Origin of the sequence: Neisseria mucosa, assembly GCF_003044445.1 — a bacterium.
Taxonomy (GTDB): domain Bacteria; phylum Pseudomonadota; class Gammaproteobacteria; order Burkholderiales; family Neisseriaceae; genus Neisseria; species Neisseria mucosa_A.
Map to the genome: position 1 here is coordinate 124,687 of NZ_POWX01000002.1, position 15,349 is coordinate 140,035.

The window sequence follows — 15,349 nt, forward strand, 5'->3', positions numbered from 1 at the left end:
TAGGTCTCCTGCAAGCAGTCGTTCTTTCCATCAAACAATCTAAAGATAATTGAGAAAAGGTCGTCTAAAACCCAAATCCGTTTTCAGACGACCTTTTTGCTTTTCAAACCAACGGCGTTAAATATCCAATTGAGCCGTATCGCCTTCTCGTTCCATCCATGTGCGGCGGGCGGCGGCTTCGCCTTTGCCCATCAGTTTGACGAAGATGTTGCGTGTTTCGTCATCCGCGCCTTCGGGGATTTGCACCTGCAACAGGCGGCGGGTGTCGGGGTGCATGGTGGTGTCTTTGAGCTGGTCGGGGTTCATCTCGCCCAAACCTTTGAAACGGCTGATGGAATAGGCGGTTTCTTTGACACCTTCTTTTTGCAGCCGTTCTAAAATACTGTCGAGTTCGTTTTGGTCGAGGGCGTAGAATTTGCGAGCGGGTTTGCTTTTGCCTTGTGCGTTGACATCGACGCGGAACAGCGGCGGCTGGGCGACGTAGATGTGTCCGTCGGCGACCAGTTTCGGGAAGTGGCGGTAGAACAGGGTCAGCAGCAAAACTTGAATATGCGAGCCGTCCACGTCGGCATCAGACAGAATAGCGATTTTGCCGTAGCGCAGGCCGCTTAAGTCGGGATTGTCGTTGATGCCGTGCGGATCGACGCCGATGGCGACGGAAATGTCGTGGATTTCGGCGTTGCCGAAGAGCTGGTCGGGGTGGACTTCGAAGCTGTTGAGCACTTTGCCGCGCAGGGGCAGGATGGCTTGGGTGGCTTTGTCGCGGGCGAGTTTGGCGGAGCCGCCGGCGGAGTCGCCTTCAACGAGGAAGAGTTCGTTTTCGCGGATGTCTTCGCTTTCGCAGTCGGTCAGTTTGCCGGGCAGGACGGCGACGCCGCTGCCTTTTTTCTTTTCGATTTTTTTAACCGAACGCATCCGCGCCTGTGCCTGACGGATGGCAAGTTCGGCGATTTTTTTGCCGAAGTCCACGTTTTGGTTCAGCCACAACTCCAAAGGGTCGCCCGATACGGCAGCGACGAGTTTCAGCGCGTCGCGGTTGGTCAGTTTGTCTTTGGTCTGGCCTTGGAATTGCGGGTCGAGAACGCGGGCGGAGAGGACGAAAGCGGTTTTGCTGAACACGTCGTCGCTTTGCACTTTTACGCCGCGCGGTAGGAGGTTGTGCAGATTGATGAAATTGTTGACGGCGTTGAACACGGCTTGTTTCAAGCCTGCTTCGTGCGTGCCGCCCAGCGGGGTGGGAATGAGGTTGACGTAGCTTTCGTTGGCGCACGAACCTTCTTCCAGCCAGGTCAGGGCAAACGCTGCGCCTTCGCCGATGCTGAAATCGCCGTTGTGGTCGTCTGAAATGTAGTTTTCGCAGGAGAACAGCGGTACGGCTTCCTGCGCGTCGGCAATCAGGTCGGTCAGATAGCTTTTCAGACCGTCGGGGTAGTGCCAGGTTTGGGTGTGCGCTTCGTCTTCGCCTTTGACCGGACGGGTCAGGGAAACGCGCACGCCCGGCAGCAGCACGGCTTTGGCGCGCAGCAGGCGTTCGAGTTCGGGGATGCTGTAATTCGGACTTTCAAAATATTTGCCGTCCGGCCAGACGCGCACTTCGGTGCCGCTATCTTTGACGGCGCATTTGCCCACTTCCGCCAACGGTTCGACCACGTCGCCGCCGGCAAACACGATGCGGTGGATTTTGCCTTCGCGTTTGACGGTTACTTCGAGGCGGGTGGAGAGGGCGTTGGTCACGGACACACCCACGCCGTGCAGGCCGCCTGAAAAGGCATACGCGCTGCCGCCGTCTTTTTTGTTGAACTTGCCGCCCGCGTGCAGACGGGTAAACACGAGTTCGACCACGGGTACGCCTTCGACAGGGTGCAGCCCGACGGGAATGCCGCGTCCGTTGTCGTGTACGGAAAGCGAACCGTCGTCGTGGATGCGCACGTCGATTTCAGTGGCGAAACCGCCCAACGCCTCGTCCGCCGCGTTGTCGATGACTTCTTGGCAGATGTGGGTCGGGCTGTCGGTGCGGGTGTACATGCCGGGACGTTCTTTGACCGGCTCCAAGCCTTTGAGGACGGTGATGCTGGATTCGCTGTATTGGTTGTTTTTAGTCATAGGGGAAGAGGTCGTCTGAAAGGAAGAACAACGCTTTCAGACGACCTGAAAGCGTTGCGTTTCGTTGTTTTATCGGTTGTCAAAAGGCAGGCGCGCGGTAAAGTCTTCGTAGCTTTCCATGCCGCGCAGGAAGCGGGAGGAGAGTTCTTTCAATGCCCCCAAGTAAACGTCGCGTTTAAAATCAATCACTTCGTCAACGGGAGCCCAATATTGGTGCCAACGCCAGCCGTCAAACTCGGGATGGTGGCAGGCACGTAGATTGATGTCGCTGTCGCGCCCGACCAGCCGCAAAAGATACCAAATCTGCTTCTGCCCGCGATACGAACCGCGCCATTCGCGGCGTACCCAATGGCTCGGCACGTCGTAACGCAGCCAGTCGCGCGTTCTGCCGACGATTTTGATGTGTTGCGGCAGCAGCCCGACTTCTTCGTACAGCTCGCGGTACATGGCGGTTTCGGGGCTTTCGCCCGGCTTGATGCCGCCTTGCGGGAACTGCCACGAATGTTCGCGCACACGCTTGCCCCAAAAGACTTCATTGCGGTTGTTGATTAAGATGATACCGACATTGGGGCGATAGCCTTCTCTGTCTAACACGGTGTCGCCCTTCGTTAAATTAAAATTAAATCATGCGATTTTCCCATAAATCGGGCGGGTTTGACAAATCGGGAGACCGTATCGGCGGGCATTTGAAACCAGATACGGCAGGTTCCTTCAAACGTATCTGAAACATATATACTTCCCGCCTTATCTCAATTACCCCTCATGTAATAATCTTTCTTTTGAGCCAAAGCAAGGCAACGCGGCCGCATTTTAGGTTTAATACACTATTGTTTTTTACCTGATAAGACCGTACACCGGCATCCCTCGACACTGCCCTACCGCGACAGTTTTGCCGTCTTCAGAAACGGCGTTCCCACCTCAATCCACTTTAAGGAAAATCATGGCTTCGCGCGATTTATACCCACAGGAAATTTTACAGGTCGTCCTCGATAAAAGCTGTGCCAAGGCACAATCCAGCGTTTCCACGCTGGCAGTTTTGAGTGTTTTGGCGGGCGGATACATCGGCTTCGGTTATCTTGCCTATTTGAAAGTGGTCAGCGGCATTCCGCACGAATGGGGCGGCTTGGCGACTTTGCTCGGCGCATCGATGTTCCCCATCGCCTTGATCTGCATCCTGCTCGGCGGCGGCGAGCTGGTAACGAGCAATATGATGATTATGTCTTTGGGGCGTTTGGCAGGGCGGATTTCCACAAAAATGCTGCTGCGCAACTGGGTCGTCGTGTGTCTGGGCAATTTGGCGGGAACGCTGGCGATGGCGTTTTTCCTCGGACACTATGTCGGCATGACTGAAGGCAGCGTGGCGGAAAAAACGATTGCGGTGGCGGAAGCCAAAGTCCACATGGATTTCGGTAGAGCTTTCGTCTCGGCGGTCGCGTGTAACTGGATGGTGTGTATGGGCGCGTGGCTGCACTTTGCCGCCAAGCATACGGCGGGGCGGATGTTGGCGATTTGGTTTCCCGTCATGATTTTCGTGTTAAACGGCTTCCAACACCTTGTCGCCAATATGTTCATCATCCCCGCCGGTATTTTGGCGGGCGCAGACATTACATGGGGGCAATTTTTCTTCAACATGATTCCTGTATTTTTAGGAAATACCTTTGGCGGGGCATCATTTGTCGGCGCGTCGTACCTTTATACTTATAAAGATACGCTGAAAGATTGCGCCGAGTCTTGAATAGATTGGTATTGAAAAGGTTTAGAAGTGCAAAGGTCGTCTGAAAACAGGATAAAACGTTTTCAGACGACCTTTGTCTTAGCTATCATCGCTCCGTTACCCTTTCAGAAAGTACACCATGAATACGCTGAACAAAACACTGTTATCCGTTTCCGTCGCGCTGGGCTTAAACGCCTGCGCCAACGTCCAAACCGCCAAAACATACGACTTGGACTTTTCCAAACAGAAATACACCGAACAAAGCATCGAAGTGAACGGTCAGGCGGTTAAATTCCGCGCTTACGAAAACGTGGTTTACGTCCGCAATCCTGTCGATACCCGCTACGAAATCATCAATATTTACGTCCCCGAAGCCTATTACAACGGCGGTGAGATAGACGGCTTTACCGCCGAAACCGCACCGATTTTCCTGCCCAACCAAATCGGCGGCTATATGCCTGCCGAACCGGGCAAGCCTGCTTTAGAAGGCAAACGCGGCGAGCCCGAAGACGGTCAAAAATCGCCGAACGCTGCTCTGACCGCCCTTTCCAAAGGCTATGTCGTCGCCTCCCCGGGCGCACGCGGCAGAACGGAATCTACCGGCAAAGCACCTGCCGCGATCGTTGATTTGAAAGCCGCCGTCCGCTATCTGAAAGCCAACGACAAAGCCATACCCGGCGATGCCGAAAAAATCATTTCCAACGGAACAAGCGCGGGCGGCGCGATGTCCGCACTCTTAGGCGCAACAGCCGATCAAAAAGATTACGAAAACCACCTCAAAGCCTTAGGCGCAGCGGAAGGCAGCGACAAAGTTTTCGCCGTATCCGCCTACTGCCCGATTACCGATTTGGATCATGCCGACATGGCTTACGAATGGCAATTCAACGGCGTTAACGACTACAAAAAAATGAATATTTCCATGCTCGACTACCGCGTCAAACGCGAGCTGGTCGCCGGCACACTGACCGACGACGAGAAAAAACTGTCCGACCTCCTCAAACCGCTGTACCCCGCCTATCTCAACAGCCTGAACCTGAAATCTCCCGAAGGCAAACCCCTGACTCTGGATGCCCAAGGCAACGGCAGCTTTAAAAACCATATTGCCGGCCTGCTCGCCCAATCCGCCCAAATCCAGCTTGATGCGGGCAAAGACTTGAGCGACCGCGCTTGGCTGACCGTCCGCAACGGCAAAGTCGTCTCCGTCGATTTCGATGCCTACGCCAAAGCCGCCGGCCGCCAAAAAACACCGCCCGCCTTTGATGGCGTAGATTTGAGCGCGGGCGAAAACCAGCTTTTCGGCAACAATACTGTCGATAAGCGGCACTTCACCGCGTTCTCCATGCAAAACAACATCGCCGCCAACGCCGAAATCGCGGACGAAGAAACCGTCAAAATCATGAACCCGCTCAACTACATCGGCAAACCGGGCGCGAACCTGCCGCAAAACTGGCGCATCCGCGTCGGCACCAACGACCGCGACACCTCGTTGGCAGTCTCCGCCATATTAGCCGCCAAGCTGCAAAACAACGGCTACACCGTCGATTACGCCCTGCCTTGGGATGTCGGACACGGCGGCGATTATGACTTGGACGAACTGTTTGCCTGGATGAAGCAAGTCAGCCGCAGCCCTGAGAAATAACGCTAACCCGATAATAAAAAGGTCGTCTGAAACCTGAATCTTGGTTTTCAGACGACCTTTTGTTTCATTCAAATTAATGAGGCAATTCGCCGCTGCGGATTTTCTGTTTGAAATCCTGCGTTTCTCTGACAATTACTTTCGCCATCAGTAAGAGGGCAATTAAGTTGGGCAAGGCCATCAATCCGTTGAACGTATCAGAAGCAAGCCATACCAAATCAAGGCTCAAGACTGTTCCCAGCATGACCGAGGCGACGTAAAAAACGCGGTAGAGATTCGCAGATTTTTCGCCGAATACATATGCCGCACATTTCTCACCGTAGTAACACCAGCCCAAAATGGTCGAATAGGCAAAGAAAATCAAACCGATGGTAACAACCCAGCCGCCGAAACCGGGCAGCATTTTTTGGAAAGTAACGGTAGTCAGCGCCGCGCCGCTCAATTCCGGTTTGACAAACTCACCGCCCTCACCGAGCAAACCCATCACCAATACAATTCCCGTAATCGAGCAGACGACGATCGTGTCCAAAAACGTCCCGGTCATAGAAACCAATGCCTGACGGACGGGATGGTCGGTTTTCGCAGCCGCGGCGGCAATCGGTGCGGAACCCATACCCGCCTCGTTAGAAAACACGCCTCGCGCCACGCCGTAGCGGATCACCGTCCCGATTGCGCCGCCTGCCACAGCCTGCGCGCTGAACGCATCAGAGAAAATCAGCTTGACAGCGGGTGCCAGTAAGTCCGAATTTACAGCAATAATGGCAATGCCGCCTAAAACGTAAAACACCGCCATCGCAGGTACGATAAACGAAGCAGCTTTAGCGATACCTTTAATACCGCCCAAAACGACGATGGCAGTCAAAATGGTCAGGACGATGCCGGTATAGCCCGGTTCTACGCCGAAACTCGTCTGAACGGCCTGCGCAACCGAGTTGGACTGTACCGAACTGCCGATACCGAACGAAGCGAATGTACCGAATAAAGCAAACGCCAACGCCATCCATTTCCAGTTTTTGCCCAAGCCTTTTTCGATGTAATACATCGGTCCGCCGGACATCTCGCCTTTGGAGTTGGTCACGCGGTATTTCACCGCCAACACGCCCTCGGCGTATTTGGTCGCCATACCGAAAATGGCAGTCATCCACATCCAAAATACCGCACCCGGACCGCCGGTCACTACGGCGGTCGCCACACCGGCAATGTTGCCTGTACCGATGGTGGCGGACAGAGCGGTCATCAAAGCTGCGAAATGGGAAATATCGCCTTCGTGGTCTTCTCCGTCATCCGTTGTTTTCTGCGGCATAAACGCCTGCTTGAGGGCGTAACCGAGCATAGAAAATTGCAGGCCTTTGAGCATAACGGTCAACAAAACGCCCGTTCCGACCAACAACACCAGCATAACAGGTCCCCAGACCCAGCCGCTGACTGTTTCAAAAAACGCTTTTAAATTCTCCAAAAATAATTGCATGGTTTCCTCCTCGTCATGTTTTTAGTGTGTGGTCATTTCAGCATAAAGCGTTAAAAAACGCAACGGTCTGATGATATGCCCCTTATTTTCTCCATAAATCTAAACTCATCACGTCGGATCTCAATGCAGAGAACATTAAAATAAAAATACCCGTCTGACGTCAGTCTGCGCAAATGGAAATCTGTATTTCAGTATTACAAAAAGCCAATAAACATCATAGACTTAAAATACCTATCCTCCTCTCTGTACAAACTTAAAAAGATAGAGCCTTCCATTTCGATTCACGATAAATTTCAGACGACCTTCTTGCCGTTAAAAACAACAACTCAATATTTAAACCAACAGGCAAAAAAAGGTCGTCTGAAAGCCCCTTATTTCTTTCAGACGACCTTGAATTCCCGCTTTGTATTGTTTTCGGGTATTTTATTGCAGGGTAAAGCCTGCTTTGAAATCCAGCTTCGGCACGCCGATGATAAAACGCTCGCCGATACTGTCTTCAAACTCGTATGCGCCTTCGATACTGCCCCAAGGTGTGCTGATTTGCGAGCCGCTGTTGTACTCGTATTCCTCACCCGGATACAGGACAGGCTGCTCTTCGATCAAACCGCCGTGTCCGACCTGCCCGATTTCCCCGTGCCCGTCGGTAACTTCCCAAAACCGCTGGCGCAATGTGATAACTTCATTGCTGCGGTTGCAGATGGTGATTTGATAATTAAAAGCATAGCGATCACGATAAACATCGCTTTGTCCGGCGATATAACGCGGCTTTACACTGATTTCTATATTATTCATTTTGCTTCCTCGTGATGATGCGGTTCTATTTTTATTTAAACGTGAGTGAAAGTGTGCCTGCCTTATATTTTTTATCGGCAGTCATATATTTAATTGTGTGTGTTTAAAAAATCCAAGATGCCAGCCCTAATACCAGACCGGTCATCAGTGCGGCGATCAGGTCGTCAAGCATAATGCCCAGTCCGCCGTGGATGCGGCTGTCGAACCATTTAATCGGCCAAGGCTTGAGCATGTCGAACAATCGGAACACGATAAAAGCCGCAAGCCACCAGCTCCACCGGAAAGGCACGAAAGACAAAACCAAAATCATTGCTACGATTTCATCCCAAACGATACCTCCGTAATCCTGTATGCCCAGTTCTTTTTCGGTATAACCGCAAATGCGGATTCCCCAAACAAACATGGCGATACACAACAATGCCAAAACCCAGCCGCCGATTCCGATCAAATGAAGGACAAATGCCAAAGGCAAAGCAGCCAAAGTACCGGCCGTTCCCGGCGCAACGGGAGAAAGACCGCTGCCGAAACCAAAGCCCAAGAAGCATAAAGGACGCTCTTTGAGCCATGTAAAAGTAGGTTTAAATTCAGCCAAAATGATCGAACCCCCGTGAAGTAAGCAATAATTCGCCGCCTTTTTTATCCTTTATTTTCAGACGGCCTGAGTTGTTTGTTTTCCCTATCCTCGTTACCGCCACACCGCATTGCGCTGCTGCGGCAAGGATTTCACTGCGACGGTCTGCGGAAGCGGTAAATACCAATTCGTAATCGTCGCCGCCCGATAAGGCGAAAGCCGTCCATTGCTCTTCAGGCAGCGATGTTCTCAGTTCTTCGGGAACCGGCAATACATCAGCCGAAATTTCCGCCCCCAAAGACGACGCTGTCAAAATGTGCCCCAAATCCTGCGCCAGCCCGTCCGAAATATCTTGGGCGGCATGGGCAAGCGGCAAAAGTGCCAAACCTAAATCTACTCTTGGATCCGGCCTGAGGAGTTTATCTTCGCAAAGTCCGAAGATTTCCGGCGGCAGGATGCAGTTTTTCAGACGATGGTTTAATGCTGCCGCAGCCATACCGATTTGTCCGGACACCCAAATATCGTCCCCCTCTTGCGCTGCATCGCGCCGCAGGGCTTGCCCTTGGGGAAGTTCGCCGACGATGGTGATGTTGAATACCAAATCACCTTTGGTCGTATCGCCGCCGATAAGCGTGATGCCGAAACGTTGTGCCAGCGAGAAAAAACTTTCGCAAAACCGCGTCAGCCATTCTTCGTCCAAATCGGGCAATCCCGCACTGAGCAGAACCCATTTTGGAACGGCACCCATCGCCGCCATATCGGATATGTTAACTGCTAGCATTTTCCATGCCAAATCTTCAGGAGAAACATCTGAAAAAAAATGTTTGCCCTTAATCAACATATCGGAACTAAAACACAAATCAAATCCTATACTTGGACGGATGATGGCTGCATCGTCCCCGATACCCAACACCAAACCTTCCGCCTGCTGTTTTTGCAAAAACTGTCTAATAAAGTCAAATTCTGTCATATTTAGTGTAAAAAATTGTCAACTCGTTTACCTTACAGGAAACCGTAGGGCAAGACATCCCTTTTATAAATAGCGATGTTCATTGCGTTATCACCAGGATTCGCAACCAAAGGTCGTATGAAAACAGGATTCCGATAAGACGGGATGTTTTCAGACGACCTTTTCTGCTGCCAGCAACATTTCCACATTCCGCTCGGTCGCTTCGGCTATCTCTTCAAAGGTAACACCGCGAATTTCAGCGGCAACAGCGGCGATTTGGCGGATGTTGGCGGGCGTGTTGATTTCGTTTTTCAGCATAAACGGGCTGTCGGTTTCCAAGACGAAATCAGTGTCATTTAAGGTTTTGAGGGTTTCGCGTATTTTCCGTGCGTTCGGGTTGAGCAACAGCGAACCGATGCCGATTTTGAAACCCAGTTTCGTCAACACGCGCGCTTCTTCCGCGCTGCCTGAAAAGGCGTGAACGATGCCGCTTTGGGTAAAACCTGTCTGTTTGACGGCGGCGGCGATGTCGGCGGTGGTTTTTAGATTATGGATAATCACGCGGCGGCGCAGGGTTTGCGCGATGACAAGCTGGCGGCTGAAAACTTGGATTTGCCGTTCGCGCTGTCGTTGCGTTTGGGTTTTGTCGTAAAAATCCAAACCGATTTCGCCGACCCATGCCGTCGGACGCGCTTTCAATGCTTGTTCCAAACTCTGGAAATTCGGTTCAAAAACGTCGTCTGAAAACCAAGGATGGATGCCGAGCGCGATATGGATATTGCCTAAAAGCGGGTTTTCAGACGACCTTTCCGCCAAATCCGCCACGTCCTGCCAATCCTGCGGCCGAGTCGCGGGAACGATAAACCGCCCTACTCCTGCCTCCCGCGCGGCGGTCAAAACGTGTGGCAGGTTTTCACGTAAGGCGGGATCGGCAAGGTGGCAATGGGTGTCGGTCAGGTTCATTTCGATTTCACAATAATTGCAGTCTTACCAACTCTTTTTCTACATCTTCCGCACCCCAGCCTTGCGATACGGCGAGGGTCATCAGCGCGGTGGCGGTTTCGAGGTTGCATTTGCCGCCGTTGATGATGCCCGAGTTGCGGAACGCGTTGCCTTGTGCGTAAACGGCGGCGGTTCTGCCTTGTTGGACTTGGCTGATGTTGAGCAGCAGTTTGCCTTGCTGCGTGAAGTCTTGCACGGCGCGGATAAAGCCTTCGTCTGCGGGTGTGTTGCCGTGTCCGTAGCTTTGCAGGATAAGGGCTTGGGCGGGAAGCTGTCCGAGTCCGTCCGCAAGCTCTTGGACGGCAAAGCCGGGGATAAGCGTGCGGACGGCGATTTTTGCCTGCGGGTCGGGATAACGGATTTTAAGGTCGTCTGAAACATCCGCCGCGTCTTGGGACGGGATGCGAAGATTGTGCCAGCCTTGGGTTTCATCCCATTCGGCGATAGCGCCGAAATGCGGATTGTCGAAGCCTGCGGCGGTTTCGGTGCTGACTTTGCTGCTGCCGACGGCGGGATACAGTTTGCCGTCAAAGGCGATGACGGTTTGTTTGAGCTTGAGGCTGAAGGCGGCAACGGCGGTGGAGAGGTTGCGTGGGGCATCGCTGTTTTTGGCGGCGTAGGGCCATTGGGAGCCGGTCAGGACGATCGGTTTACCCAAACCTTGCAGGGCGAGCGCGAGAAGGTTGGCGGTGTACGCCATGCTGTCTGTGCCGTGCAGTATCAGGATGCCGTCGCAGGAAGGCAGTTTGGCGGCGATGATGTCCAGCCAGTCGCGCCAGTGTTGCAGAGTGACGGAGGAGGAATCAATCAAAGGATTGCAGACGTGCCACTCGAAGTCGAGGTCGTCTGAAAAGGGGGAAAGGGCTTGGCTGACCAGCGCGGTATCGGGGCGCAGACCTTCGCTGCTTTGGGTCATGCCTATGGTGCCGCCTGTGTAGAGGACGAAGATTTTTTGTTTCATGGGCATCATCGGGTCGTCTGAAAATAATGATGCGGCTTATTTAACTATATTTCGGACAGGCTGGCAATTTGGCGGCGCGGACGGTTTTCAGACGACCTTGAAATGAAAAAGCACCCAAGGGCTGCCGATATTTAATTTTCCAAGTGGATTCTTATAGTGGATTAACTTTAAACCAGTACGGCGTTGCCTCGCCTTAGCTCAAAGAGAACGATTCTCTAAGGTGCTGAAGCACCAAGTGAATCGGTTCCGTACTATTTGTACTGTCTGCGGCTTCGTCGCCTTGTCATGATTTTTGTTAATCCACTATATTCACGAAGCGTGAGATTCAAGACGAAAACCGCAACAAGGTTAGAGACCTTGCGAAAATTTCCAACGCAGGAGATACCGCTTTGGATAAAAAACACGGAAACTATTGAATATCGGCAACCTTGTCAGGGGACTTGATTTTATTGTTCGCTTTGCGCGGCTTTTTTGGCTGCCTTGGCGGCTTTGCGCTGAGCCCGCTTTTCGCTCAATTTGGTACGGTAGAACTGGAGGCGCTGGCGTTTTTTCCACCAGAACCATGCCAACGCTACTGCCAATATACCCAAAACAGTAAAGATGCCGGATTGTAGGCTGTGCATTTTTGCCATCAGCCAATCGATGTTGTTCGCACCGTATTCGCCCAAATAAATCCAAACCGGCACGGAAATCAATGCGGCAAGCCCGTCCATCAGAATGAAACGGGTATAGGAAACTTTGCGGCTGATGCCCGCAGTCACGAAAACGGCGGTACGCAAACCGGGCAGGAAGCGGGCGACGAACAATACCCAGTTGCCGTATTTGTCGAATTTCTCCTGCACCTGCGCGTAACGCTTTGGCGTCATCACGCGGGCAATGGGTTTGAACTTGAGAATTTTCTGCCCCCACACGCGTCCGGCGACAAACATAAATCCGTCGCCCGCCAACACGCCGAGCATACCGACGACAACCATCCAATGCGAATTGGTGTACCCCAAGCCGGAAATCACACCGCCTGTCACCAGCGTCAAATCTTCAGGAATCGGTACGCCAAAGCCGCAGATGACCAAAACGAAAAACACGGCTGCGTAGCCGTATTGGACAAAAAAGGCTTCTAAAAAGGCAAACATGGCGTATCCGTCGGTTGTAATGTGGAGGGGAAATTCATTTGAACTGAATGTCGTATTTTACCAAAGATAGGGTCGTCTGAAAGAAATAACAAGGAAGGTTATGAAAATAGGTGTGAACAATATGAATTGATGTGTTTCAGACGACCTCGAATCCTAAAAAACACAATCACAATGGATTAACCTTAAACCGGCATGGCGTTCCCCCGCCTTGCCCTGATTTAAAATCAATCCACTGTACCGCCGTTCCCGCTTGCGTGGAAACGACGGCAGTTCCAAGGTTTGCTAAAAACCTGATTGATTTTTTGACGGCATTACTGCTTGCCGGTGATGGCTGCCGCGATGCGTTCCGCACCCTTTTTCGCCCAGTCCGCCTGACGCGCTTCGACCATGACGCGCACGACTGGTTCGGTACCTGATGCGCGCAATACGACGCGGCCTTTGCCTTCGAGCTCTTTTTCTACTTCAGCCAATACATCTTTCGAGGCTTCCTGCCATTTCTGACCTTTTTGAATGCGCACGTTGATCATGGTTTGCGGATACGGCTGCCAGTCGGCGCAAACGGTGGCAAGGTCTTGGTTCAGGATTTGCAGCGCCGCCAAAACTTGCAGCGCGGAGATGATACCGTCGCCGGTGTTGTGTTTGTCCATACACAAAATATGGCCGCTGGCTTCGCCGCCGATGAGCCAGCCGCGTTGGTTCAGTTGTTCCAACACATAGCGGTCGCCGACTTTGGCGCGGCAGAAATCGACGCCCTGCTCTTTCAGGGCAATTTCCATCGCCATATTGGTCATAACCGTGCCGACCACGCCGCCGATGTTGATGCCTTCGCGGGCGCGGGCTTTGGCAATGACGTAAATCAGGCTGTCGCCGTCGTACACTTTGCCGTTGCGGTCGACCATCATCAGGCGGTCGCCGTCGCCGTCCAACGCGATACCGTAGTCGGCTTCGTTTTGCAATACGGCGGCCTGCAAGGCTTTGGGATGGGTTGCGCCGCATTTTTCGTTGATGTTGTAGCCGTTGGGTTCGTCGCCGATGCTGACGACTTGCGCACCGAGTTCGTGGAACACTTTGGGCGCAACGTCATAGCCTGCGCCATGTGCGGTATCGACCACCAATTTCAGACCGCGCAAATCCAAATGGCTGGGGAAGGTGGATTTGCAGAATTCGATGTAGCGATCGTCCGCGCCGTTGATACGGCGGGCGCGTCCGAGACGGGCGGACGGCTGGGTTTTCATTTCCTCGTCGATTTTGGCTTCGATTTCCAACTCGATTTCATCGCTCAGTTTCACACCGCCTTCGGCAAAGAATTTGATGCCGTTGTCGGAATAGACGTTGTGCGACGCGGAAATCATCACACCGGCGGACAAACGCAGCGCACGAGTCAGATAAGCCACGCCCGGCGTAGGCAGCGGACCGGTTTGGATAACATTGACACCTGCGGCGGTAAAGCCCGCCACCAGCGCGGCTTCGAGCATATAGCCGGAAATGCGCGTATCTTTGCCGATCAGGACGGTCGGCTTCTGCCCGCCGTCATGCTGCACCAACACCTGCCCCGCCGCATAACCGAGTTTCAATACGAAATCGGGAGTAATCGGAAATTGACCGACTTCGCCGCGCACGCCGTCCGTGCCGAAATATTTTTTTGCCATGAGTTTACTCCGTGAGGATGTTTTAGAATGGGGTTACCCGTAAATGTCATAACGGGCAGTATAGAGGGATTTTATGCAAAACTGTTGGGATTTATGTTTAGCGTAATTAGATTGAGCCTGAGCGGTATAGTTTCTTATCTTATCAAAACCCGAAACAAGTTAACCGGATTAAACAAACGGGTCGTCTGAAACCGCCAAACTCGTTTTCAGACGACCTCTTTATCACTATAGTGGATTAACTTTAAACCAGTACGGCGTTGCCTCGCCTTAGCTCAAAGAGAACGATTCTCTAAGGTGCTGAAGCACCAAGTGAATCGGTTCCGTACTATCTGTACTGTCTACGGCTTCGTCGCCTTGTCCTGATTTTTGTTAATCCACTATATTTCAGGGACTGCCGACATTTCATTTTCAAATGTTTTTTTTGCTTCCAAAACAGAAGCTATTAAATACCGGTAATGCCTAAGGCGTCCCACACCTTCAACGCATCCGCCGTCGCCTTCACATCATGCACCCGCACAATTTGCGCGCCACGCGCTACGGAAGCCAAAGCAGCCGCCACGCTGCCGTGTACGCGTTCCGCCGCCTCTGCCTCGCCGGTCAGCTCGCCTATCATGCGTTTGCGCGACACGCCGATGAGCAGCGGAAAGCCTGTTTCCGCCATCAATTCGGGCAAATGCCGCATCAGCGCGATATTGTGTTGCAAGGTTTTGCCGAAACCGAAACCGGGGTCAAGCGCGATGCGTTGCGGCGCAATGCCTGCCGCGATACATTCCGCCGTCCGCGCTTTCAAATACCGCGCTACTTCACCGACAACATCTTGATATTTCGGATTAATCTGCATGTTTTTGGGCAAACCCTGCATGTGCATCAGGCAAATACCCGTGTCCGATTGACGCGCCAGCAATTCGACCGCGCCCTCGTCATTCAACGCCGCCACATCATTAATAATATCGACACCGCCGAGCGCCAACGCTTTTTCCATAATCACCGTACGGCGCGTGTCCAAACTGATGGGAACGCCCCACCCCGCCACTTCCGCCAAAACAGGCTCAACCCGCGCCCATTCTTCTTCAGGCGAAACATAATCCGCACCCGGCCGCGTCGATTCGCCGCCGATGTCGAGAATGTCCGCACCCTCCTTTAGAAGCTGTTCGGCATGAGCCAAGGCTGTTTGGGCGTTTTGCGAATACATGCCGCCGTCGGAAAAAGAATCGGGCGTCAGGTTGACGATACCCATGATTTTCGGTTTGTCCAAACCGATTTCAAACCTGCCTGCCTGCCAGATGCGCGTGGTCATGATGGTGTTCCGTAAAATAATGAAGACGAAATTATAGGTCGTCTGAAAACATCATGCAGCTTTCAGACGACCCTGTT

13 protein-coding genes are annotated in these 15,349 nt (G+C 52.6%); 2 read left to right on the forward strand and 11 right to left on the reverse strand.

Annotation, left to right across the window (positions count from 1 at the left end):
* Window positions 1-117: 117 nt before the first annotated feature.
* Window positions 118-2,103 carry a DNA topoisomerase IV subunit B gene (gene parE, locus DBY90_RS01805; protein ID WP_070492031.1) on the reverse strand — a complete coding sequence of 662 codons (1,986 nt, stop codon included), beginning with the start codon at window positions 2,101-2,103 and terminating at the stop codon, window positions 118-120.
* Window positions 2,104-2,172: 69 nt separating this feature from the next.
* Entirely contained in the window at window positions 2,173-2,697 is a 525-nt protein-coding gene (locus DBY90_RS01810) for an RNA pyrophosphohydrolase (protein WP_003743450.1), read from the reverse strand.
* A gap of 346 nt (window positions 2,698-3,043) precedes the next feature.
* Between DBY90_RS01810 and DBY90_RS01815 the strand changes: the two genes are divergently transcribed.
* The gene (locus DBY90_RS01815; RefSeq protein WP_070492034.1) at window positions 3,044-3,838 is read left to right on the forward strand and encodes a formate/nitrite transporter family protein; all 795 of its coding nucleotides are present in this window, start codon (window positions 3,044-3,046) and stop codon (window positions 3,836-3,838) included.
* A 118-nt stretch (window positions 3,839-3,956) separates the two neighbouring features.
* A complete protein-coding gene (locus DBY90_RS01820; protein WP_070492036.1) occupies window positions 3,957-5,456 on the forward strand; it encodes a subtype B tannase in 1,500 nt (499 codons plus the stop codon).
* A 73-nt stretch (window positions 5,457-5,529) separates the two neighbouring features.
* On the opposite strand, the gene DBY90_RS01825 is transcribed toward DBY90_RS01820, so the two are convergent.
* The 9 genes from DBY90_RS01825 to folP form a co-directional block, all read right to left on the reverse strand.
* The gene (locus DBY90_RS01825; RefSeq protein ID WP_070492039.1) at window positions 5,530-6,921 is read right to left on the reverse strand and encodes an alanine/glycine:cation symporter family protein; all 1,392 of its coding nucleotides are present in this window, start codon (window positions 6,919-6,921) and stop codon (window positions 5,530-5,532) included.
* A 423-nt stretch (window positions 6,922-7,344) separates the two neighbouring features.
* Window positions 7,345-7,713: a Co2+/Mg2+ efflux protein ApaG gene (apaG, locus tag DBY90_RS01830; protein ID WP_003743457.1), complete on the reverse strand. Its 369-nt coding sequence runs from the start codon at window positions 7,711-7,713 to the stop codon at window positions 7,345-7,347.
* Between the two features lie 103 nt (window positions 7,714-7,816).
* Entirely contained in the window at window positions 7,817-8,305 is a 489-nt protein-coding gene (locus tag DBY90_RS01835; protein WP_045075013.1) for a phosphatidylglycerophosphatase A family protein, read from the reverse strand.
* Window positions 8,298-9,254, reverse strand: a complete 957-nt coding sequence (gene thiL, locus DBY90_RS01840; RefSeq protein ID WP_070492042.1) for a thiamine-phosphate kinase — start codon at window positions 9,252-9,254, stop codon at window positions 8,298-8,300. Before thiL ends, DBY90_RS01835 begins: the two co-directional genes overlap by 8 nt.
* A gap of 150 nt (window positions 9,255-9,404) precedes the next feature.
* On the reverse strand, window positions 9,405-10,196 hold the full coding sequence (locus DBY90_RS01845) for a TatD family hydrolase (protein ID WP_070492045.1): 792 nt from the start codon (window positions 10,194-10,196) through the stop codon (window positions 9,405-9,407).
* A gap of 7 nt (window positions 10,197-10,203) precedes the next feature.
* The gene (locus tag DBY90_RS01850) at window positions 10,204-11,196 is read right to left on the reverse strand and encodes an asparaginase (protein ID WP_070492079.1); all 993 of its coding nucleotides are present in this window, start codon (window positions 11,194-11,196) and stop codon (window positions 10,204-10,206) included.
* Window positions 11,197-11,642: 446 nt separating this feature from the next.
* A complete protein-coding gene (locus DBY90_RS01860) occupies window positions 11,643-12,326 on the reverse strand; it encodes a DedA family protein (protein ID WP_060974965.1) in 684 nt (227 codons plus the stop codon).
* A gap of 311 nt (window positions 12,327-12,637) precedes the next feature.
* Window positions 12,638-13,975 carry a phosphoglucosamine mutase gene (gene glmM / locus DBY90_RS01870; protein ID WP_003743468.1) on the reverse strand — a complete coding sequence of 446 codons (1,338 nt, stop codon included), beginning with the start codon at window positions 13,973-13,975 and terminating at the stop codon, window positions 12,638-12,640.
* A gap of 442 nt (window positions 13,976-14,417) precedes the next feature.
* Complete coding sequence (folP, locus tag DBY90_RS01875; RefSeq protein WP_107986451.1) at window positions 14,418-15,272, reverse strand: dihydropteroate synthase; 855 nt, start codon at window positions 15,270-15,272, stop codon at window positions 14,418-14,420.
* Between the last annotated feature and the right edge of the window lie 77 nt (window positions 15,273-15,349).

What these genes read in the sequence shown, in the direction of transcription:
- folP (WP_107986451.1), bottom strand. Translation starts at nt 15,272, where the DNA reads ATGACCACGCGCATCTGGCAGGCAGGCAGGTTTGAAATCGGTTTGGAC.
- DBY90_RS01860 (WP_060974965.1), bottom strand. Translation starts at nt 12,326, where the DNA reads ATGTTTGCCTTTTTAGAAGCCTTTTTTGTCCAATACGGCTACGCAGCC.
- glmM (WP_003743468.1), bottom strand. Translation starts at nt 13,975, where the DNA reads ATGGCAAAAAAATATTTCGGCACGGACGGCGTGCGCGGCGAAGTCGGT.
- DBY90_RS01850 (WP_070492079.1), bottom strand. Translation starts at nt 11,196, where the DNA reads ATGAAACAAAAAATCTTCGTCCTCTACACAGGCGGCACCATAGGCATG.
- DBY90_RS01825 (WP_070492039.1), bottom strand. Translation starts at nt 6,921, where the DNA reads ATGCAATTATTTTTGGAGAATTTAAAAGCGTTTTTTGAAACAGTCAGC.
- DBY90_RS01845 (WP_070492045.1), bottom strand. Translation starts at nt 10,196, where the DNA reads ATGAACCTGACCGACACCCATTGCCACCTTGCCGATCCCGCCTTACGT.
- DBY90_RS01820 (WP_070492036.1), top strand. Translation starts at nt 3,957, where the DNA reads ATGAATACGCTGAACAAAACACTGTTATCCGTTTCCGTCGCGCTGGGC.
- parE (WP_070492031.1), bottom strand. Translation starts at nt 2,103, where the DNA reads ATGACTAAAAACAACCAATACAGCGAATCCAGCATCACCGTCCTCAAA.
- thiL (WP_070492042.1), bottom strand. Translation starts at nt 9,254, where the DNA reads ATGACAGAATTTGACTTTATTAGACAGTTTTTGCAAAAACAGCAGGCG.
- apaG (WP_003743457.1), bottom strand. Translation starts at nt 7,713, where the DNA reads ATGAATAATATAGAAATCAGTGTAAAGCCGCGTTATATCGCCGGACAA.
- DBY90_RS01815 (WP_070492034.1), top strand. Translation starts at nt 3,044, where the DNA reads ATGGCTTCGCGCGATTTATACCCACAGGAAATTTTACAGGTCGTCCTC.